Source organism: Pseudomonas sp. FP818 (assembly GCF_030687335.1).
Lineage (GTDB): Bacteria > Pseudomonadota > Gammaproteobacteria > Pseudomonadales > Pseudomonadaceae > Aquipseudomonas > Aquipseudomonas shahriarae.
Map to the genome: position 1 here is coordinate 3,027,379 of NZ_CP117427.1, position 17,222 is coordinate 3,044,600.

15 protein-coding genes are annotated in these 17,222 nt (G+C 61.9%); 7 read left to right on the top strand and 8 right to left on the bottom strand.

Translation table 11 applies throughout. The features are described from left to right. The first annotated feature begins 24 nt into the window (after nucleotides 1-24). Nucleotides 25-507, top strand: coding sequence for a serine protease inhibitor ecotin (gene eco / locus PSH80_RS13500; RefSeq protein WP_057436648.1), 483 nt, complete (start codon nucleotides 25-27; stop codon nucleotides 505-507). Nucleotides 508-870: 363 nt separating this feature from the next. On the opposite strand, the gene ilvA is transcribed toward eco, so the two are convergent. Further along, complete coding sequence (gene ilvA, locus PSH80_RS13505) at nucleotides 871-1,893, bottom strand: threonine ammonia-lyase, biosynthetic (RefSeq protein ID WP_198792136.1); 1,023 nt, start codon at nucleotides 1,891-1,893, stop codon at nucleotides 871-873. 251 nt (nucleotides 1,894-2,144) lie between these two features. Between ilvA and PSH80_RS13510 the strand changes: the two genes are divergently transcribed. Then, complete coding sequence (locus tag PSH80_RS13510; RefSeq protein ID WP_198792137.1) at nucleotides 2,145-2,345, top strand: ParD-like family protein; 201 nt, start codon at nucleotides 2,145-2,147, stop codon at nucleotides 2,343-2,345. Further along, the gene (gene map / locus PSH80_RS13515; RefSeq protein WP_198792138.1) at nucleotides 2,345-3,100 is read left to right on the top strand and encodes a type I methionyl aminopeptidase; all 756 of its coding nucleotides are present in this window, start codon (nucleotides 2,345-2,347) and stop codon (nucleotides 3,098-3,100) included. The genes PSH80_RS13510 and map overlap by 1 nt, the downstream gene beginning before the upstream one ends. Nucleotides 3,101-3,133: 33 nt before the next feature. Here map and PSH80_RS13520 read toward each other — a convergent pair whose 3' ends face one another. Then, on the bottom strand, nucleotides 3,134-4,075 hold the full coding sequence (locus tag PSH80_RS13520; protein WP_305420582.1) for a magnesium transporter CorA family protein: 942 nt from the start codon (nucleotides 4,073-4,075) through the stop codon (nucleotides 3,134-3,136). Then, nucleotides 4,069-5,655 carry a RimK family protein gene (locus PSH80_RS13525; RefSeq protein WP_057959451.1) on the bottom strand — a complete coding sequence of 529 codons (1,587 nt, stop codon included), beginning with the start codon at nucleotides 5,653-5,655 and terminating at the stop codon, nucleotides 4,069-4,071. The genes PSH80_RS13520 and PSH80_RS13525 overlap by 7 nt, the downstream gene beginning before the upstream one ends. 92 nt (nucleotides 5,656-5,747) lie before the next feature. Between PSH80_RS13525 and PSH80_RS13530 the strand changes: the two genes are divergently transcribed. Then, complete coding sequence (locus tag PSH80_RS13530; RefSeq protein ID WP_305417093.1) at nucleotides 5,748-6,839, top strand: GNAT family N-acetyltransferase/peptidase C39 family protein; 1,092 nt, start codon at nucleotides 5,748-5,750, stop codon at nucleotides 6,837-6,839. On the opposite strand, the gene sfnG is transcribed toward PSH80_RS13530, so the two are convergent. Continuing rightward, complete coding sequence (sfnG, locus tag PSH80_RS13535; RefSeq protein ID WP_057436652.1) at nucleotides 6,828-7,934, bottom strand: dimethylsulfone monooxygenase SfnG; 1,107 nt, start codon at nucleotides 7,932-7,934, stop codon at nucleotides 6,828-6,830. The two genes, PSH80_RS13530 and sfnG, sit on opposite strands and share 12 nt — an antisense overlap. A gap of 267 nt (nucleotides 7,935-8,201) precedes the next feature. Between sfnG and PSH80_RS13540 the strand changes: the two genes are divergently transcribed. Next, nucleotides 8,202-8,981, top strand: coding sequence for a TSUP family transporter (locus PSH80_RS13540; protein WP_057436653.1), 780 nt, complete (start codon nucleotides 8,202-8,204; stop codon nucleotides 8,979-8,981). On the opposite strand, the gene nudC is transcribed toward PSH80_RS13540, so the two are convergent. From nudC to PSH80_RS13560, 4 genes are all read right to left on the bottom strand, one after another. Next, the gene (gene nudC / locus PSH80_RS13545) at nucleotides 8,949-9,782 is read right to left on the bottom strand and encodes an NAD(+) diphosphatase (RefSeq protein WP_057436654.1); all 834 of its coding nucleotides are present in this window, start codon (nucleotides 9,780-9,782) and stop codon (nucleotides 8,949-8,951) included. The two genes, PSH80_RS13540 and nudC, sit on opposite strands and share 33 nt — an antisense overlap. A 6-nt stretch (nucleotides 9,783-9,788) precedes the next feature. After that, nucleotides 9,789-10,601 (bottom strand): crotonase/enoyl-CoA hydratase family protein, encoded by an 813-nt coding sequence (locus PSH80_RS13550; protein WP_057959447.1) that lies wholly within the window; start codon nucleotides 10,599-10,601, stop codon nucleotides 9,789-9,791. Nucleotides 10,602-10,739: 138 nt separating this feature from the next. Further along, a complete protein-coding gene (locus PSH80_RS13555; protein ID WP_120733192.1) occupies nucleotides 10,740-12,035 on the bottom strand; it encodes an ATP-binding protein in 1,296 nt (431 codons plus the stop codon). Nucleotides 12,036-12,039: 4 nt separating this feature from the next. Further along, nucleotides 12,040-12,741 carry a response regulator transcription factor gene (locus tag PSH80_RS13560; RefSeq protein ID WP_057436665.1) on the bottom strand — a complete coding sequence of 234 codons (702 nt, stop codon included), beginning with the start codon at nucleotides 12,739-12,741 and terminating at the stop codon, nucleotides 12,040-12,042. 198 nt (nucleotides 12,742-12,939) lie between these two features. Here PSH80_RS13560 and PSH80_RS13565 point away from each other — a divergent pair, with 198 nt between their 5' ends. Both PSH80_RS13565 and PSH80_RS13570 read left to right on the top strand, forming a co-directional pair. After that, on the top strand, nucleotides 12,940-14,097 hold the full coding sequence (locus tag PSH80_RS13565) for an efflux RND transporter periplasmic adaptor subunit (RefSeq protein WP_057959446.1): 1,158 nt from the start codon (nucleotides 12,940-12,942) through the stop codon (nucleotides 14,095-14,097). 18 nt (nucleotides 14,098-14,115) lie between these two features. Then, nucleotides 14,116-17,208, top strand: coding sequence for an efflux RND transporter permease subunit (locus tag PSH80_RS13570; RefSeq protein WP_057436669.1), 3,093 nt, complete (start codon nucleotides 14,116-14,118; stop codon nucleotides 17,206-17,208). Nucleotides 17,209-17,222: the final 14 nt, after the last annotated feature.

A 17,222-nucleotide genomic window follows, 5' to 3' on the forward strand; every position in this document is an offset into this window, starting at 1 on the left:
TTGACCCCAAGATAAGGACGTCCCATGACTTCTTCGCCCTTCACTCTGTTTTCCGTTTTGGCCATGAGCGTGCTGGCCGCCCAGGCCAATGCCGCCAAGCTGGAAGATATCGCGCCCTACCCCAAGGCCGATGCCGGCCAGGTTCGCCAGGTCATCCACTTGCCGGCAAAGCCCCAGGAACAGGACTTCAAGGTTGAAATCCTCGCCGGTAAAACCTTGCCGGTGGACTGCAACCAGCAGCGGCTCGGTGGTGTACTGGAAGAGAAAAACCTCGAAGGCTGGGGCTACCCGTTCTACCGCCTGGAGAAGGTCAGCGGCCCCATGAGCACCCTGATGGCCTGCCCCGAAGGCAAGACCCACGAGGGTTTTGTGCCGGTGGTCGGTGACGGTTTTGTGCTGCGTTACAACAGCAAATTGCCCATCGTTTTATATGTTCCAAAAGATGTCGAAGTGCGTTACCGAATCTGGTCGGCATCGCCTACCGTCGAGAAGGCGAGCGCGCAGTAACGCCACAGCCAGAATGTGTGTGGGCTTGCCTGCTACAGCGCTGCGTCAGCCACCAGTTGCTGTGACTGAACCACCGCCATCGCGGGCAAGCCCGCTCCCACAGGGAGAGCTCAGCGGGCAGAAAAGTATGGCTCCACCACAAACCCAATGTGGGAGCTGGCTAGCCTGCGATGGCGGTCTGTCAGCCCCCGAAAATAATGACTGAACCATCCCACTGGGGGCTCTGCGAGCAGGAAAGTATGGCCACACCACAAATCAAATGTGGGAGCTGGCTTGCCTGCGATGGCGGTCTGTCAGCCGCCGAGAATAGTGACTGAACCACCGCCATCGCGGGCAAGCCCGCTCCCACAGGGGGCGACTTTGCTAAAGCTCGGCAACTTCCACATTCAATCGGTGCTCTCGCGCCGCCACCCGCTCGGCCACGTGGCGCAAACTGTCGAAGTTGATATTAGCCCCGGAGTTGATCGCCACCAGTGTCTGCCCCTGGGCCCCGGTACGTGTCACGTAGCGGCGGATACCGGCCACCGCCAGGGCGCCGGAGGGTTCGGTGATGGAGCGGGTATCGTCGTAGATCAGCTTGATCGCACTGCACAGTTCATCGTTGCTGACGGTGATGACCTCATCAACATAATGACGGCAGATTTCAAAACCGTGGGCGCCGATCTGCGCCACTGCGGTGCCATCGGCGAAGCTGTCCACGCTGGGCAGTATCACCCGTTCACCGGCATTCAGGGCCGCCAGCAGGCAACTGGAGCCTTCAGGTTCCACGCCAATCACCCGCACTTGCGGGCGCAAATACTTGATGTAGGCCGCGATGCCGGCGATCAACCCACCCCCGCCGACCGGGACGAAGATCGCGTCCAGCGCACCTTGCTGCTGGCGCAGGATTTCCATGGCCACGGTACCCTGCCCGGCGATCACGTCGGGATCATCGAAGGGCGATACAAAGGTGCCCCCCGACTGTTCAGCCAACTGCAATGCATGGGCCAGGGCAAACGGGAAGCTCGCGCCCTGCAACACCGCCTCAGCGCCTCGTGAGCGCACGCCCAGCACTTTCAATTCAGGCGTGGTGCTGGGCATGACTATCGTCGCCTTGATTCCCAACTCACGCGCCGCCAGCGCCACACCCTGGGCATGGTTGCCCGCCGAGGCCGTGATCACGCCGCGGGCTTTTTGCTCATCGCTCAGTTGCACCAGTTTGTTGTAGGCGCCACGGATCTTGAAGGAGAACGTCGGCTGCAGATCTTCACGCTTGAGCAGGATCTGATTGCCGAGCAGCGCCGAGAGTGCCGGTGCCGCCTGCAAGGGGGTGCGCACCGCCAGGTCGTAGACCGGCGCGGCGAGGATCTTCTTCACGTATTGCTCAAGCAGCAAGGGGCTACTCATGGGTGTCTCCTGGCGTTTTACGGAGCCCTGGAGACGGAAAAACAAAACCCGCCTCTAGGGCGGGTTTGGGTACAGCCGAACGCTATCCCGCCAAATGAGGAATGGCGGTAATAATGCTTGGCTGGGAACGATAGGTTTGAACAGTCATGGCGCAAAACTAACCGGCGCTCTGTGGCAAGTCAACTGCAGGGCTTTACGGGCGATATACGAAACATATACGCTTTGTATATCAATCCTACACAGTGAAGCTCATGGGCATCGTCAAGATCACCGATCAACTGCATGAACAACTGCGTCTGGCCAGCGCCGCCATGGACCGTTCCATCAACGCCCAGGCGGAGTTCTGGATCAAGATCGGCCTGTTGGCCGAACTCAATCCACACCTGGCCTACAACGATCTGATCAACAAGCTGTTGCTCGACAAACCCGACCTGATCCGGGGGCGCATCTGATGATCAAGACCCCTGCACAGATCGCCGTGATGCGCGAAGCCGGGCGCCTGCTGGGCCAGGTGTTCACGATGCTCGACAGCCGGGTCGCGGCCGGCCAGACCACCCTGGAACTGGATGCGGCCGTCGAGGCGTTTATCCGCCAGGACCTGCAGGCCCGCCCCGCCAGCCTCGGGCAGTATGACTACCCCTTCTGCATCAACACCTCCATCAATGAAGTGGTGTGCCACGGCATGCCAAATGCCAAGGATGTGTTGAAGGACGGCGATATCGTCAATATCGACATCACCCTGGAAAAAGGAGGGTTTATCGCCGACTCCAGCAAGATGTACATGGTCGGCGCTGTCGCGCCCAAGGCGCGGCGCCTGGTGGAGCAGACGTTCGAGGCGATGTGGGCCGGTATTCGCCAGGTCAAACCCGGCGCGCGCCTGGGGGATATCGGCCATGCGATTCAAAGCCATGCCCAGGCCAATGGCTACAGCGTGGTGCGCGAGTATTGCGGCCACGGGATTGGCCGGGAAATGCATGAAGAGCCGCAAATCCTGCACTTCGGCCGCCCGGGCACCGGCCTCACCCTGCGCGAAGGCATGGTGTTCACCATCGAGCCGATGCTCAACCAGGGCAGCCCCAAAGTGCGCAGCCTCAAGGACGGCTGGACCGTGGTGACCCGCGACAACAGCCTGTCGGCCCAGTGGGAACATACGGTGGCGGTCACCGCGGATGGCTTTGAAGTGCTGACGCTGCAGGCGGGTGCCTGAATCCTCCCACACCGGCAGCAAAGTGGGGCCCAGTCACCCTGCTTTGTCGCCGCCCCTGGCAATCCGCCTGAGCCCCAGCACCATCCCTGCGGCGCCCAACGCCATCGCCAGCAAAAACAGCGGGTACGCCACCCACCACGGCGTGCCGGCCGTCATCATGCTGAACTCGGACATGCCGCCAATGCTGGCGATCAGGTTCAGCGGCAGGAACACCACGTTGATCAGTGTCAGCTTGCGCAGCAGGTTGTTCATGCTGTTGTTCATCAGGTTGCCCCGGGCGTCGATCAGCCCGGAGAACACATTGGAATAAATCTCCGCCTGCTTGTAGCACTGGTTGTTCTCGATGATCAGGTCGTCGATCAAGCCCAGGGTCTGCGGGCTGAAATGCTCCTTCTCGCCATGGTTGCGCAAACGCGTCAAGACCGCGCCGTTGCTGTGCAGCGCGTTGATGTAATAGATCAGGCTCTCGCTGAGGCTGAACATTTGCATCAGGTGGCGGTTACTCATGGAGGCGTTGAACTGCTGCTGCAATTCCCGGGCGACCAGCTTGATCACCTTGAGGTGGCCCAGGTAGTGATGGATGTTGTTCAGCAGCAGGTCCAGCAGTACATCCAACGGTGTATGCAGCGGCCGGCGCGCGCCCAGGCCGGACAGCTGGCTGTCGTCGGTGGCGATCACCAGCACACGGTCCGGTGAAAACAGCAAGCCGCAAGACGACACTTCAAACACCAGGTTGCTGCCCCCGGAGTAGTTTTGCGGGCGCTTCCAGATCAGAAACAGGTTGTCTGGATGGAACTCGATACGCGACACCTCGTCCGGATCCAGTGCCGACGCCAGCGCATGCTCATCGACCTTGTAGCGCTCGCGCAGCAATTCACGCTCATCACTGTCGGGGTTGCTGAACAGCAGGACCTCGGCACTTTCGCGCTCGGTGCGGCGCAGCGCGCCCTCATTGAGCTCAAAGCAGATCACCAGACCTGGCCCTGGCGTTTGAGCTCCAGGCGGCGCACGAACTCCTCCAGCACCAGGGAGTACAAGTCGTCCTGCAAGTAGGCGTCTTCGATCCCGGCGTCCATGTTCGGGTTGTCGTTGACCTCGATCACCACCACCTTGTTGCCGGACTGCTTCAGGTCCACGCCGTATAACCCGTCACCGATCAGGTTAGCGGTCTTGACCGCCAGTTCCACCACGGCCTTGGGCGCCTCGTGCACCGCCAGGGTCCGGCACTCGCCGTTGATATCCTGGCCGATGGCCTTGTGGTTGTAGATCTGCCAATGGCCCTTGGACATAAAGTATTGGCAGGCAAAGATCGGCTTGCGGTTGAGTACGCCGATGCGCCAGTCGTACTCGGTATAGAAAAACTCCTGGGCCAGCAGCAACACCGAGTGTTCGAACAACTCTGCCGTGGCGGCCAGCAGCGCCTCCTGGCTTTCCACTTTAATCACCCCTCGGGAGAAACAACCGTCGGGGATTTTCAGCACCAGGGGGAAGCCCAGGCGCTCGCCAACCCGTTCGAAATCTTCCGGTCGTTCCTTGTACAGAATTTCGGTAGCGGGCATGCCCAATTGATGGCTGTTGAGCAGGTCCGTGAGGTAGACCTTATTGGTACAACGCAGGATCGACGCCGGGTCGTCCATCACCACCAGCCCTTCACTCTCGGCCTTTTTGGCGAAGCGATAGGTGTGGTTGTCGACACTGGTGGTTTCGCGGATCAACAAGGCGTCGTATTCGGCCAGTCGCGCGTAGTCCTTGCGCTCAATCAGCTCGACATCAATCCCCAAGCCCCTGCCCACCCGCACGAAATTTTCCAGGGCCTTGGCATTGGACGGCGGCAGCTGCTCCTGGGGATCATGCAGGATTGCCAGGTCATAACGGGCCAGGCGCCGGGAGCGCGGTTGACGCCAGATCCTGCGGCTGAAGTTGTCCAGGGCGTGGGCGAATTGATCTTCCTGATCATCGCGCAACTTATGCAGCACCCCGGACTTGATACCTTCGATATGCCAGCCGTTATGCTTGCGAAACTCAACTAACAAGATCGGACACGGAAACGCTTCAAACAACTGCCGGGCCAAATCCTGCAACGGCTCAATATTGGTTCGACCAAAATAAAGGGTCAGGGTAAAACCTTCGGTATTACTGTAGAGGTGATGACTCAATGCTTTGTCGAGGGTTTTATCCAGGTCATCCAGGGCCAGGCCATACAACGATTTTTTCGTCAATTCGCTGATGGTGCGCACCGACGGAATCACCTTGTGCCCCCGCGCCTCGGCCAGCAGCGAGCAGTAATAGCCATGCCCCAGGTACTTGTAGCTGCGGCACAGGTTGATGACCTGTACCCGTTTGCCGGCCTCGTTCTCCCGGGGGTGTTCGAGGTATTCCTGGGCAGTGACAATATCTTCACTGGGGAAGTACGAGGCCCAGTCTTCCTTGCGTTCTACAATAATCACAACTTGGCTTGCACTCTTGGGCGGTGTAGAAAAATATCCGCCGGAAGTTATTGTCGCCGCGACGGTTTGCTCGGATACTTCTCGCCAATGACTTTGTACCGCTGACATATTGATTGATCCGCTAGAGAACTTGACCTTTTCTATTAAGCACGATCTTTCACGGAAGTCTCGTTTAGTTACGCAACTTTTACGGCGGTTATATGACTCTTTTCTTTCGCGTTGCAACCCTGGATGACCTGCCAGCACTGGTGGCCCTGGAACAGCACTGTTTCACCACAGACCGGCTGTCTGCTCGCAGTTTCCAGTGGATGATCAGCCGCGCCCATGCGCAGTTGCTGGTGGCCGAAAACGCCGGGCAATTGCTGGGTTATGCCCTGGTGCTGTTCCATCGCGGCACCTCGCTGGCGCGCCTGTACTCCCTGGCCATTGCCGCGCCGGCCCGGGGCATGGGCCTGGGCAAGCAATTGCTGGCGCGCATCGAGGCCTGCGCCGTGGCGCACGACTGTGCGTACCTGCGCCTTGAGGTGCGCACCGACAACCCTGGCGCTATTGCCCTGTATGAACACAGTGGCTACCGGCGCTTTGCCCTGATCAACGATTATTACGCCGACCATACCGACGCCCTGCGCCTGGAAAAACGCATCCTCCAGCACACTGACGCGCGGGCCTTGAGTGTGCCCTACTACCAGCAGACCACCGACTTCACCTGCGGCGCAGCCTGCCTGTTGATGGCCATGGGCGCCCTGTTACCTGGGCGTGAGTCTCTGCGCCGCGAAGAGCTGCAGATCTGGCGCGAAGCAACCACCGTGTTCATGACCGCCGGCCACGGCGGCTGCAGCCCCCAAGGCCTGGCCCTGGCTGCCTGGCGCCGGGGGTTTAAGGTGCGCATGCAGGTCAACGTGCGCGGGCCGCTGTTTCTCGATGGGGTGCGCGACCCGCATAAAAAAGAGGTGATGCGCCTGGTGCATGAGGGGTTCGAGGAGGATTTGGCCAACAGTGATGTGCAGCAGGTATTCGGCGGTGCGTTGGACCTGGCGCAGGTCCTCGGTGATGGCGGCCAGCCACTGGTGCTGATCAGCAGCTACCGGCTGACGCGCTCCAAGTCACCACACTGGGTGATCGTGACTGACTGTGATCAAGAGTTTGTCTACCTGCATGATCCCGACGTGGACCATAGCCAGCATCGCCGCCCCATGGACTGCCAGCATTTGCCGGTCAGCCACGGGGAGTTCGAGCGGATGTGCCGTTTTGGCAGCCGTCAGCTGCGGGCGGCGGTGGTGCTATACCGGTAACGCCCTGGCGCTGCCGGTCGCCGCGGCCTTGGCTTCGAGTTCGCGCACCAGGGGCAATACGCGCTGGCCGAAATATTCCACCTCCTCCTGGAAGTGCAGGAAGCCCGCCAGCACCAGGTCCACCCCCACCGCCTTGAGCGCGACGATGCGCTCGGCAATCTGCCGAGGGGTGCCGATCAGGTTGGTCTTGAAGCCGTCGTTGTACTGCACCAGGTCGGCGAAGCTGGACTTGGCCCAGTTGCCCTCACCTTCGGGCGAGGCCTTGCCCGCCTGCCTGGCGGCATCACCAAAGGCGTTGACGGCCTGCGGGTCGGCCTTGTCGATGATCTCGGCCAACACCGCCTGGGCCTCTTGCTCGGTGTCGCGGGCGATCACAAACGCGTTGACCCCGACTTTTACCGAATGGTGATTGGCCGCAGCCTTGGCGCGGATATCATCGACCTGGGCCTTGATCCCCTCGGGCGTGTTGCCGTTGGTGAAATACCAGTCCGACACCCGCGCCGCCATGTCCCGCGCAGCCCGGGAGCTGCCACCCTGGAAAATTTCCGGGTGCGGCTGAGTCAGGGGCTTGGGCTTGAGGCTGTAATGGTTGAACCGGTAGAAGTCACCCTTGAAGGTGAAATCGTCCTGGGTCCAGATGCCTTTCAACGCGCGGATAAACTCTTCGGAGCGCCGATAGCGCTCGTCATGCTCCAGCCAGTGCTCGCCAATGGCCTGGAACTCGCCCTTGAACCAGCCACTGACGATGTTCACCGCCACCCGGCCTTGGGTCAGTTGATCAATGGTCGCCAACTGCTTGGCCGCCAGCGCCGGTTGCCAGGGCCCCGGCAGGATCGCGGCGATCACCTTGAGTTGGGTCGTGGCCGCCAGCAACGCATGGCTGAAGGCCACGGATTCATGTTGGTATTCAGCACCATAGCCGGCGGTGAAACGGATTTGCGTCAGGGCATACTCAAACCCCGCCGCCTCGGCCAACTGGGCCAGCTTGCGGTTGTAGTCGATGCCCCAGTCGGTACGTTGTTCAACCTTGCTGACCACCAGGCCACCACTGACATTGGGCACCCAATAGGCAAATTTCACGGCTTGCTGAGTCATCGTTCGGCACCTCGCACACAGGGAATGTACAGGGGTAGAGCAGCAAACGTGCCAGGGTTGGCAAAGCCCCTGGGCTGGGGCGTTTGCGTGCCGACCGACCTATCGGCCATGTTGCCCGGGCGGGCTATTTGTCAGATCACTGTTGGTAGCGCAACACCGTGGCGAGGGATGGAGCGTGTGCAACAGTCGCCGTAACATTCGGTTATAGGTAAGCTATCGGACTTTCGCGCAACCCCTTCTGCGCCTCGCCGAAAATAAGTCGCCTCCATGCCTTTTGAACTCAGCGTTGACCTCACCACCCTGGCCATTCTGGCCGTGGTTGCCTTTATTGCCGGTTTTATCGACGCCATTGCCGGCGGCGGTGGTTTGCTCACCACCCCGGCCCTGCTCACCGCCGGTATGCCGCCCCATTTGGTACTGGGCACCAATAAACTGAGTTCGACCTTCGGTTCGGCCACCGCCAGTTTTACCTTCTACCGGCGCAAGCTGTTCCATCCGCGCCAGTGGGTCCATGCGATCGTGGGCACCCTGGTCGGCGCGCTGCTGGGGGCCATCGTCGCCCATTACCTGCCCGCCGAATGGCTGAACAAGATGCTGCCGGTGATCGTCTTCGCCTGCGGTATCTATCTGTTGTTTGGCGGTACGCCCAAGGCGCCGCTGGACGCCGATGCGCCGATCAAGAAGAAGTGGCAGTCGACCCAGGGTTTGGCCCTGGGCTTCTACGATGGCGTGGCCGGTCCCGGCACCGGCGCATTCTGGACCGTCAGCACCCTGCTGATGTACCCCGTGGACCTGGTCAAGGCCAGCGGCGTGGCGCGCAGCATGAACTTCGTCAGCAACGCGGCGGCGCTGTCGGTGTTTATCTTCAACGGTTCGGTGGACTGGATTGTCGGCCTGAGCATGGGCCTGTCGGTGATGGTGGGCGCGTTCTTTGGCGCACGCAGTGCCATCAGCGGCGGCGCCAAATTCATTCGCCCGGTGTTTATCACCGTAGTCCTCGGCCTGACCGTGCGCCTAGCCTGGCAGCACTGGTTCAGCGTGGCCTAGACGGCGCGCCACATACAGGTCGATAAGGTAGCGGGCAATCGAGCGCGAGGCCGGCAACGGTGGCAACTGGTGGATATTGAACCACTGCGCATCTTCAATCTCGTCGGCCTGGGGCACGATTTCGCCACCGGCATACTCGGCGTGAAAGCCCAGCATCATGGAGTGCGGGAACGGCCAGCACTGGCTGCCCACGTACTGGATGTTCTGCACCTGCACCTGCACTTCCTCGTGCACTTCGCGGATCAGGCAGTCTTCGGCAGATTCCCCAGGCTCGGCAAACCCGGCCAGGGTGCTGTAGACCCCAGTGACGAAACGCGGCGAACGCGCCAGCAGAATCTCATCGCCACGGGTGATCAGCACAATCATGCTCGGTGAGATGCGCGGGTAACTGCGCAGGTCGCAGGCCTGGCAGAACATTGCGCGCTCGCGGGGCACCTGCACCATCGCCTGGCCGCAACTGCCGCAAAAGCGGTGCTCGCGGGCCCAGGTACCGATTTGCGCGGCATAACCCAGGACTTTGTACAGACGGTGATCGCCCTGCAGCATAAACGCCCGCAGGCCCTGCCAGCGGCAACCCGGCACATCGCCAGGGCTGTTCAGCTCCAGCAGGTACACCGGCTCGCCGTCCAGATGGCCGATGCCATGTTCGGCCATCACCGACAGGTCCTGGCGCTTGAGCCATTCCCGGGGAAACAGCGGCCCGTTGTCATCGAGTAAAAAACCTTCGCGACTACGGGCCACAGCCCAGCCGCCGGGGGCGTCGTTGTCCAGCAGCGTTGTGGTGATCCAGCCTGGGGTCATATTCAGTCAATCCACGAATTCGGGTTTCTGCTTGCTCATATGGGCCGCAATGGCCACGCGCAGGTCGTTGGATTGCAACATAGCAGCGTTCCAGGTGGCAACGTATTCCAGGCCGTCGTTGATGCTGTGGTCACGCATATAGCTGATCATGGCCTTGGTGCCGGTGACGGCAATCGGCGATTTGGCGGCGATTTGCGCGGCAAGGTCCATCACCCCGGCCAGTAGGCTGGCGTGGTCGGCAAAGGTGCGGTTGACCAGGCCGATGCTGCGCGCTTCTTCGGCGCCGAAGGTGCGCCCGGTGTAGGCCAGTTCGCGCAGCATGCCGTCACCGATGATACGTGGCAGGCGTTGCAGGGTGCCGACGTCGGCGGCCATACCGATGTCGATTTCCTTGATCGAGAATTGCGCGTCGTCAGCGGCGTAACGCATGTCGCAGGCGCTGATCAGGTCGATGGCGCCGCCGATGCAATAGCCCTGGATCGCCGCCAGTACCGGCTTGCGGCAATTATCCACGGCATTGAACGAGGCCTGCAGTTGCAGGATCTTGCGCCGCAGCAGGCGCGCATTGCGTCCCACGTCCTTGCCAAATTCGTTGGCCACCGAGGCCAGCATCATCAGGTCGATGCCCGAGGAAAAATGCTTGCCGGCGCCGCTCAACACCACGGCGCGTACAGCGTCGGTGTCGTCGATCCATTGGAAAATCTCGACGATTTCGCTCCAGAACGCCGCGTTCATGGCGTTGATCTTTTCCGGGCGATTAATCTGCACATGGGCGACGTTGCCGTGGAGTTCGACGACAAAGGCTTGGTATTCGGACATGGCAGTGATCCTTGACTGGCGGCTGATAAGGGCCGAACTATAGCAAGGGTGTATCAGGGCCGGTAAGGCTGTGCATGTGCCAAAAGCAGGACTGCATAAAAACACAAACCCGCTCCAGGCAGACAGTTGCCGGTGTTTTCAGGTGGGCAACCATAGCCGCAGGCGTGCGCCGCCCAGTGGCGAGGCCTGGGCCGTGAGTGTGCCGCCTTGTGCTTCCACCGCCCGGCGGCTGATCGCCAGGCCCAGGCCGAAGCCGCCGGTGGCGCGGTCGCGGCTGCGGTCCAGGCGGTAGAACGGCTCGAAGATCCGGGCGCGCTGCTCTTCGGGGATGCCGATGCCATCGTCATCCACCCAGATTTCACAGCCTTTGGCGCAGACCTTGACGCCGATCTGGATCCGTCGCTCGCAATAGCGCATGGCATTGCGCAGCAGGTTTTGCAGGGCGCGGGCGGTGAGGCGTGGGTCGAGGGTAAAACGCTCCACGGCGCACTCCAGTACCACATCAATCACGATCTCCGGGTTCTCCAGCTCGTCGTCGATGCTGCCCAGGATGCTGTCGATAAACTCATCGAGCACCACCTCCACCCGCTCGGGCAGATGCGCCGGGTTTTGCAGGCGGCTGTAGGACAGCAACTCCAGCACCAGCTCATCCAACTCGCGGATATGCGCCACCAGGCCTTGCAGGCGCTCGCGGCTGGCGGCCGGCTGATCTTCGGACAACGCCAGGGCCAGGCCGAAATCCAGGCGGGTCAGCGGTGTGCGCAGTTCGTGGGACACCGCGTTGAGCAAGTCCCGCTGCTGGTTGAGCAGGTGCTCGATGTCGTTGGCCATGGTGTCGAATACCGCCGCCAGGCTGCCGATGTTGGAGCTGGGGGGAATATGCGTGCGCTCCTCCAGACGGCCCCGGCCCAACTGCGCGGCGGTGACCTTGAGGCGCTCCAGGTCGCGCCAATGCGGGCGCAGCCAGATCAACAGGCCGCCCAGCAACGCCGCGCCGATCAGCACGTTCATGGTCCAGTACAGCAGGTTCATGTCCAGCGGGTCGGGGGGGATGGTCAATTTAACCGCCAACTGCCCATTGAGCGGCGAGCTGATCTCCTCCATCCAGCCCCACTCCCCCAGGCGGATCACCGGCTTGCCCTGCTCCAGCAGTCGCTCCTCGTCGGGTGTGTAGCGGGCGTCCTGGCGATGCATCAGTTGCACCTTCAGCGGCGCAAAATCCCGTGCCAATTGGTCGGTGACCTCGGACCAGCGCTCCACCGGCCGGCTGTGGTACTGGCGCACGATCAGGCTCTGCAAGCCACGGGACTGCTCGATGTTGTAGTTCATGTAGCGGTCGTGGAAGACCTCGATGATGCCCATGGGGATCAAGTAGATCGCTGCGCTGTAGGTCACGATGGTCAGCAGGTAGAGACGGATCAGGGCGCGGAACATGGTGTCAGCATTCCCACTCGGAGCGACTGAACAGGTAGCCTTTGCCCCATACCGTCTTGATCTTGCGCGCCTCGCCGGCATGGTCGTCGAACTTGCGGCGCAGCTTGGAGATGGCCACATCCACCGAACGGTCGGTGCCGTTGAACTCGATGCCCCGCAGGCGCTGCAGGATCTGGTCGCGACTGAGTACTTCGCCGGCATGCCGGGCCAGCACCACCAACAGGTTGTATTCGCCGCTGGACAGCTCCACCGTCTGCTCGCGCCAAGTCACGGCGCGTTCCGACAGGTCAATGCACAGGTTGCCCATCAGGATCTGGTCGTTGGCCGCCTGTGGCTCGCTGAGGCTGCTGCGGCGCAACAGGGTGCGCACCCGGGCCAGCAGCACCCGTGGCTCGCAGGGTTTGGTCACGTAGTCGTCGGCGCCCATTTCCAGGCCCAGCACCTGGTCATGGCTGTCATCGCGGGCGGTGAGCATCAGGATCGGCAGGCCGGCCGAATCGGCGCGCAGCAGGCGGCAGACTTGCAGGCCATCGAGGCCGGGCAGCATCAGGTCGAGGATCACCAGGTCTGGTGGGTTGAGCCTCGCCCGTTCGCGCACATGATCGCCACGGCTGAGCACATTGACGTGATAACCATTGCGCTCAAGGTAACTGGCAATCAGCTCGGACAGCGCGGCGTCGTCTTCGACCAGGAGGATGTTGGGCATGGTGTTTCCAAATAATACAGTTTCACATTAGATCGTCATTGATCAGAAGAGCTTGTTAGGATCCACAGCCGTGAAGGATATACGCACGCGCCTCGGCGTGCGCCGTACCTTACATTTCTTCACAGACCACCTACACAGCTTCACAGCACCGAGTCGGGGGCGCCCGTAGGATGCGCCAGTCAATATTGGGATAAGAGCATGTCAAAGAATCTGTTTGCGCCGTTTTGCCTGCTGGCACTGACCCTGGCCCTGGGTGCGTGTGGCAACTCCGCAGGCGACACCCCCGAAATGCCCCTGGCCAAGGTGCGGATCGAAACCCTCGAAGCCAAGCCCCTGTCCATCAGCAGCGAGCTGAGTGGGCGGATCGTCGCACCGCGCATCGCCGAAGTGCGCGCCCGGGTTGCGGGCGTGGTGCTTCAACGGGTGTTCAAGGAAGGCCATGACGTCAAACAGGGCGACGTGCTGTTCCGTATTGACCCGGCGCCGTTCAAGGCCGACCTCGACAGCGCCCAGGCCAGCCTGCGCAAGGCCGAGGCCAATGCCTTCCAGGCGCGCCTGCAAGAGCAGCGCTACAGCCAGTTGGTCGAAGGCAATGCCATCAGCGCCCAGGACTACGACAACGCCCGCGCCGCCGCCCGGCAAACCGCCGCGGATGTCGCGGCCAACCAGGCAGCGGTGCAACGCGCCAAGCTCAACCTTGGCTATGCCACCGTGACCGCGCCGATCTCCGGGCGTATCGGCCGCGCGCTGGTGACCGAAGGCGCCCTGGTGGGGCAGAACGAAGCCACGCCCATGGCGCTGATCCAGCAACTGGACCCGATCCACGCCGACCTGACCCAATCCACCCGCGAACTCAATGACCTGCGCCGCGCTTTCCGCGCCGGGCATTTGAAGCAAGTGGGCCAGGACCAGGCCAAGGCCACGCTGATCCAGGATGACGGTAGCCTCTATCCGCTGCCGGGCAAGTTGCTGTTCGCGGAGATTTCCGTAGACCCCGGTACCGGGCAGATCATCCTGCGCAGCGAATTCCCCAACCCGGACCTCGACCTATTGCCCGGCAGCTTTATCCGCGTACGCCTGGAGCAGGCGGTCGACCAGCAAGGCCTGAGCGTGCCGCAGCGCGCAATCACCCGTGACAGCGCCGGCATCCCCATGGTGTTGCTCGTGGACGCCGAGCAGAACGTCAGCCAGCAGCCGGTGGAGTTGGGCGCGGCGATCAATGATCGCTGGGTGGTCAACAGCGGCCTGAAGGCTGGGGACCGCATCATCGTCGAAGGCCTGCAACACGCACGCCCCGGCGAAAAAGTCGAAGTGGATGCCAGCGTCGCGCCTGTCGCCCAGGCAGCCGGCCAGTAATCAAAGGGATCAGAGACAATGCCGCAGTTCTTTATTGACCGCCCGATCTTCGCCTGGGTGGTCGCCCTGTTTATCCTGCTGGCCGGCGCCCTCGCCATCCCGCAGTTGCCGGTGGCGCAGTACCCCAACGTCGCGCCGCCGAAAGTGGAAATCTACGCGGTGTACCCGGGCGCTTCGGCGCAAACCCTGGATGAAAGCGTGGTCAGCCTGATCGAGCAGGAGCTCAACGGCGCCGACCACCTGCTGTATTTCGAATCCCAGAGCAGCCTCGGCTCGGCCACCATCACCGCGACCTTCCAGCCGGGCACCGACCCGGAAATGGCCCAGGTCGATGTGCAGAACCGCCTCAAGGCCGTGGAGCCGCGCCTGCCGCAGGCCGTGACCCAGCAAGGCTTGCAGGTGGAGAAGGTGTCCGCCGGCTTCCTGCTGCTGGTGACTTTGACCTCCAGCGACGGCAAGCTCGACGACGTGGCGCTCAGCGATTACCTGGCGCGCAACGTGATGAACGAGCTCAAGCGCCTCGACGGCGTGGGCAAGGCCCAGCTGTACGGCGCCGAGCGCGCGATGCGGATCTGGATCGACCCGCAAAAGCTCATCGGTTTCAACCTGACCCCGGCCGATGTCAATGCGGCGATTACCGCGCAGAACGCCCAGGTCTCGGCCGGCAGCATCGGTGATCTGCCGGGCACCAATACCCAGGAAATCACCGCGTCGATTCTGGTCAAGGGCCAGCTCTCCACGCCGGCCGAGTTTGCCGACATTGTGCTCAAGGCCAACCCGGACGGTTCCACCGTGCGTATTGGTGATGTGGCGCGGGTCGAGATCGGCAGCCAGGAATACCAGTTCTCCACGCGCCTGAACGGCAAGCCCTCCACCGCCGTCAGCGTGCAACTGTCGCCCGGCGCCAATGCCTTGAGCACCGCGACCCTGGTGCGGGCAAAGATGGATGAGCTGTCGCGCTACTTCCCGGCCAATGTCGAGTACAAGATCCCTTACGACACCTCGCCGTTCGTCAAGGTCTCGATCACCAAGGTGATCTACACCCTGCTGGAGGCGATGGCGCTGGTGTTTGCGGTGATGTTCCTGTTCCTGCAAAACATCCGCTACACCCTGATCCCGACGCTGGTGGTGCCGATTGCACTGATGGGCACCTTCGCCACCATGCTGTTGCTGGGTTTCTCGATCAACGTGCTGACCATGTTCGGCATGGTGCTGGCCATCGGCATCCTGGTGGACGATGCGATTGTGGTGGTGGAGAACGTCGAGCGGATCATGGTGACTGAGGGCCTGTCGCCCAAGGAAGCCACACGCAAGGCCATGGGCCAGATTACCGGGGCGATCATCGGCATTACCCTGGTGCTGGTGGCGGTGTTCCTGCCGATGGCCTTTATGTCGGGTTCGGTGGGGGTGATCTACCAGCAGTTCTCGCTGTCGATGGCCACCTCGATCCTGTTCTCGGCGTTTCTCGCCCTGTCCTTGACCCCGGCCCTGTGCGCCACGTTGCTCAAGCCGATTGCCAAGGGCGAGCACCATACCAAGGGTGGGTTCTTCGGCTGGTTCAACCGGCGCTTTGAACAACTGACCGACCGCTACGAAGGCTGGGTTGCCTATGCCCTCAAGCGCAGCGGCCGCTACCTGCTGATCTACCTGGTCCTGCTGGTGGGCATGGGCTTCCTGTTCAGCCGCCTGCCCGCCTCGTTCCTGCCGGTGGAAGACCAGGGCTACACCATCACCGATATCCAGTTGCCGCCGGGCGCGAGCAAGAACCGTACGGTGCTGGTGGCCGAGCAGATCGAAGCGCATAACGCCACCGAGCCGGGCGTCGGTGATACGACGATGATCATGGGGTTCAGCTTCTCCGGTTCCGGGCAGAACGCGGCGCTGGCGTTTACCACGCTCAAGGATTGGTCCGAGCGCAGCAGCGATGATTCGGCGGCCTCGATTGCCGATCGCGCCAACATGGCCTTTACCGAACTCAAGGATGCGATGGCCTATGCCGTGCTGCCACCACCGGTGGATGGCCTGGGTACCTCCAGCGGCTTTGAGTTCCGCTTGCAGGACCGGGGCGGCGTCGGCCATGCCGCGTTGATGGCAGCCCGTACCGAACTGCTGGCGGCTGCGGAAAAAAGCCCGATCCTGGCCAATGTGCGCGAAAGTGCCCTGGCCGAGGCGCCGCAAGTGCAGTTGGAGGTGGACCGCAAGCGGGCCAATGCCCTGGGCGTGTCGTTTGCCGATGTGGGCAATATCCTGTCCTCGGCCGTTGGCTCGGCCTACATCAACGACTTCCCCAACCAGGGCCGCATGCAGCGCGTGGTGGTACAGGCCGAAGGCGACCAGCGCAGCCAGGTCGAAGACCTGATGAAGATCCATGTGCGCAACAACGCCGGGAAGATGGTGCCGCTGTCGGCATTTGTCGAAGCGCGCTGGGTCCAGGGCCCGGCGCAGTTGACCCGTTACAACGGTTACCCGGCCATCGCTATTTCGGGTGAAGCCTCACCCGGTCATAGCACCGGCGAGGCGATGGAAGAAATCCAGCGTCTGGTCAGCCAATTGCCAGCCGGCCTGGGCCAGGAATGGACCGGGTTGTCCTTGCAGGAGCGCTTGTCAGGCTCCCAGGCGCCGCTGCTGTTGATGCTGTCGCTGCTGGTGGTGTTCCTGTGCCTGGCGGCGCTGTATGAGAGCTGGTCGATCCCCACTTCGGTGCTGCTGGTGGTGCCGTTGGGCGTGTTGGGCGCGGTCATGGCGGTGTCGCTGCGCGGCATGCCCAACGACGTGTTCTTCAAGGTCGGCTTGATCACGATCATCGGGCTGTCGGCGAAAAACGCGATCCTGATCATCGAGTTCGCCAAGGACCTGTATGACCAGGGCGAAGACCTGATTGACGCGACATTGAAGGCCGCACGCTTGCGTCTGCGACCGATCATCATGACTTCGCTGGCGTTCATTCTGGGCGTGGTGCCGTTGGCGATTGCCACCGGCGCCAGTTCGGCGAGCCAGCAGGCGATTGGGACCGGGGTGATTGGCGGCATGATCACGGCGACACTGGCGGTGGTGTTTGTGCCGGTGTTCTTTGTGGTCGTCATGAAACTGGTGCGCAAACGCAAAGATTGATCAGCCCCCTGCAG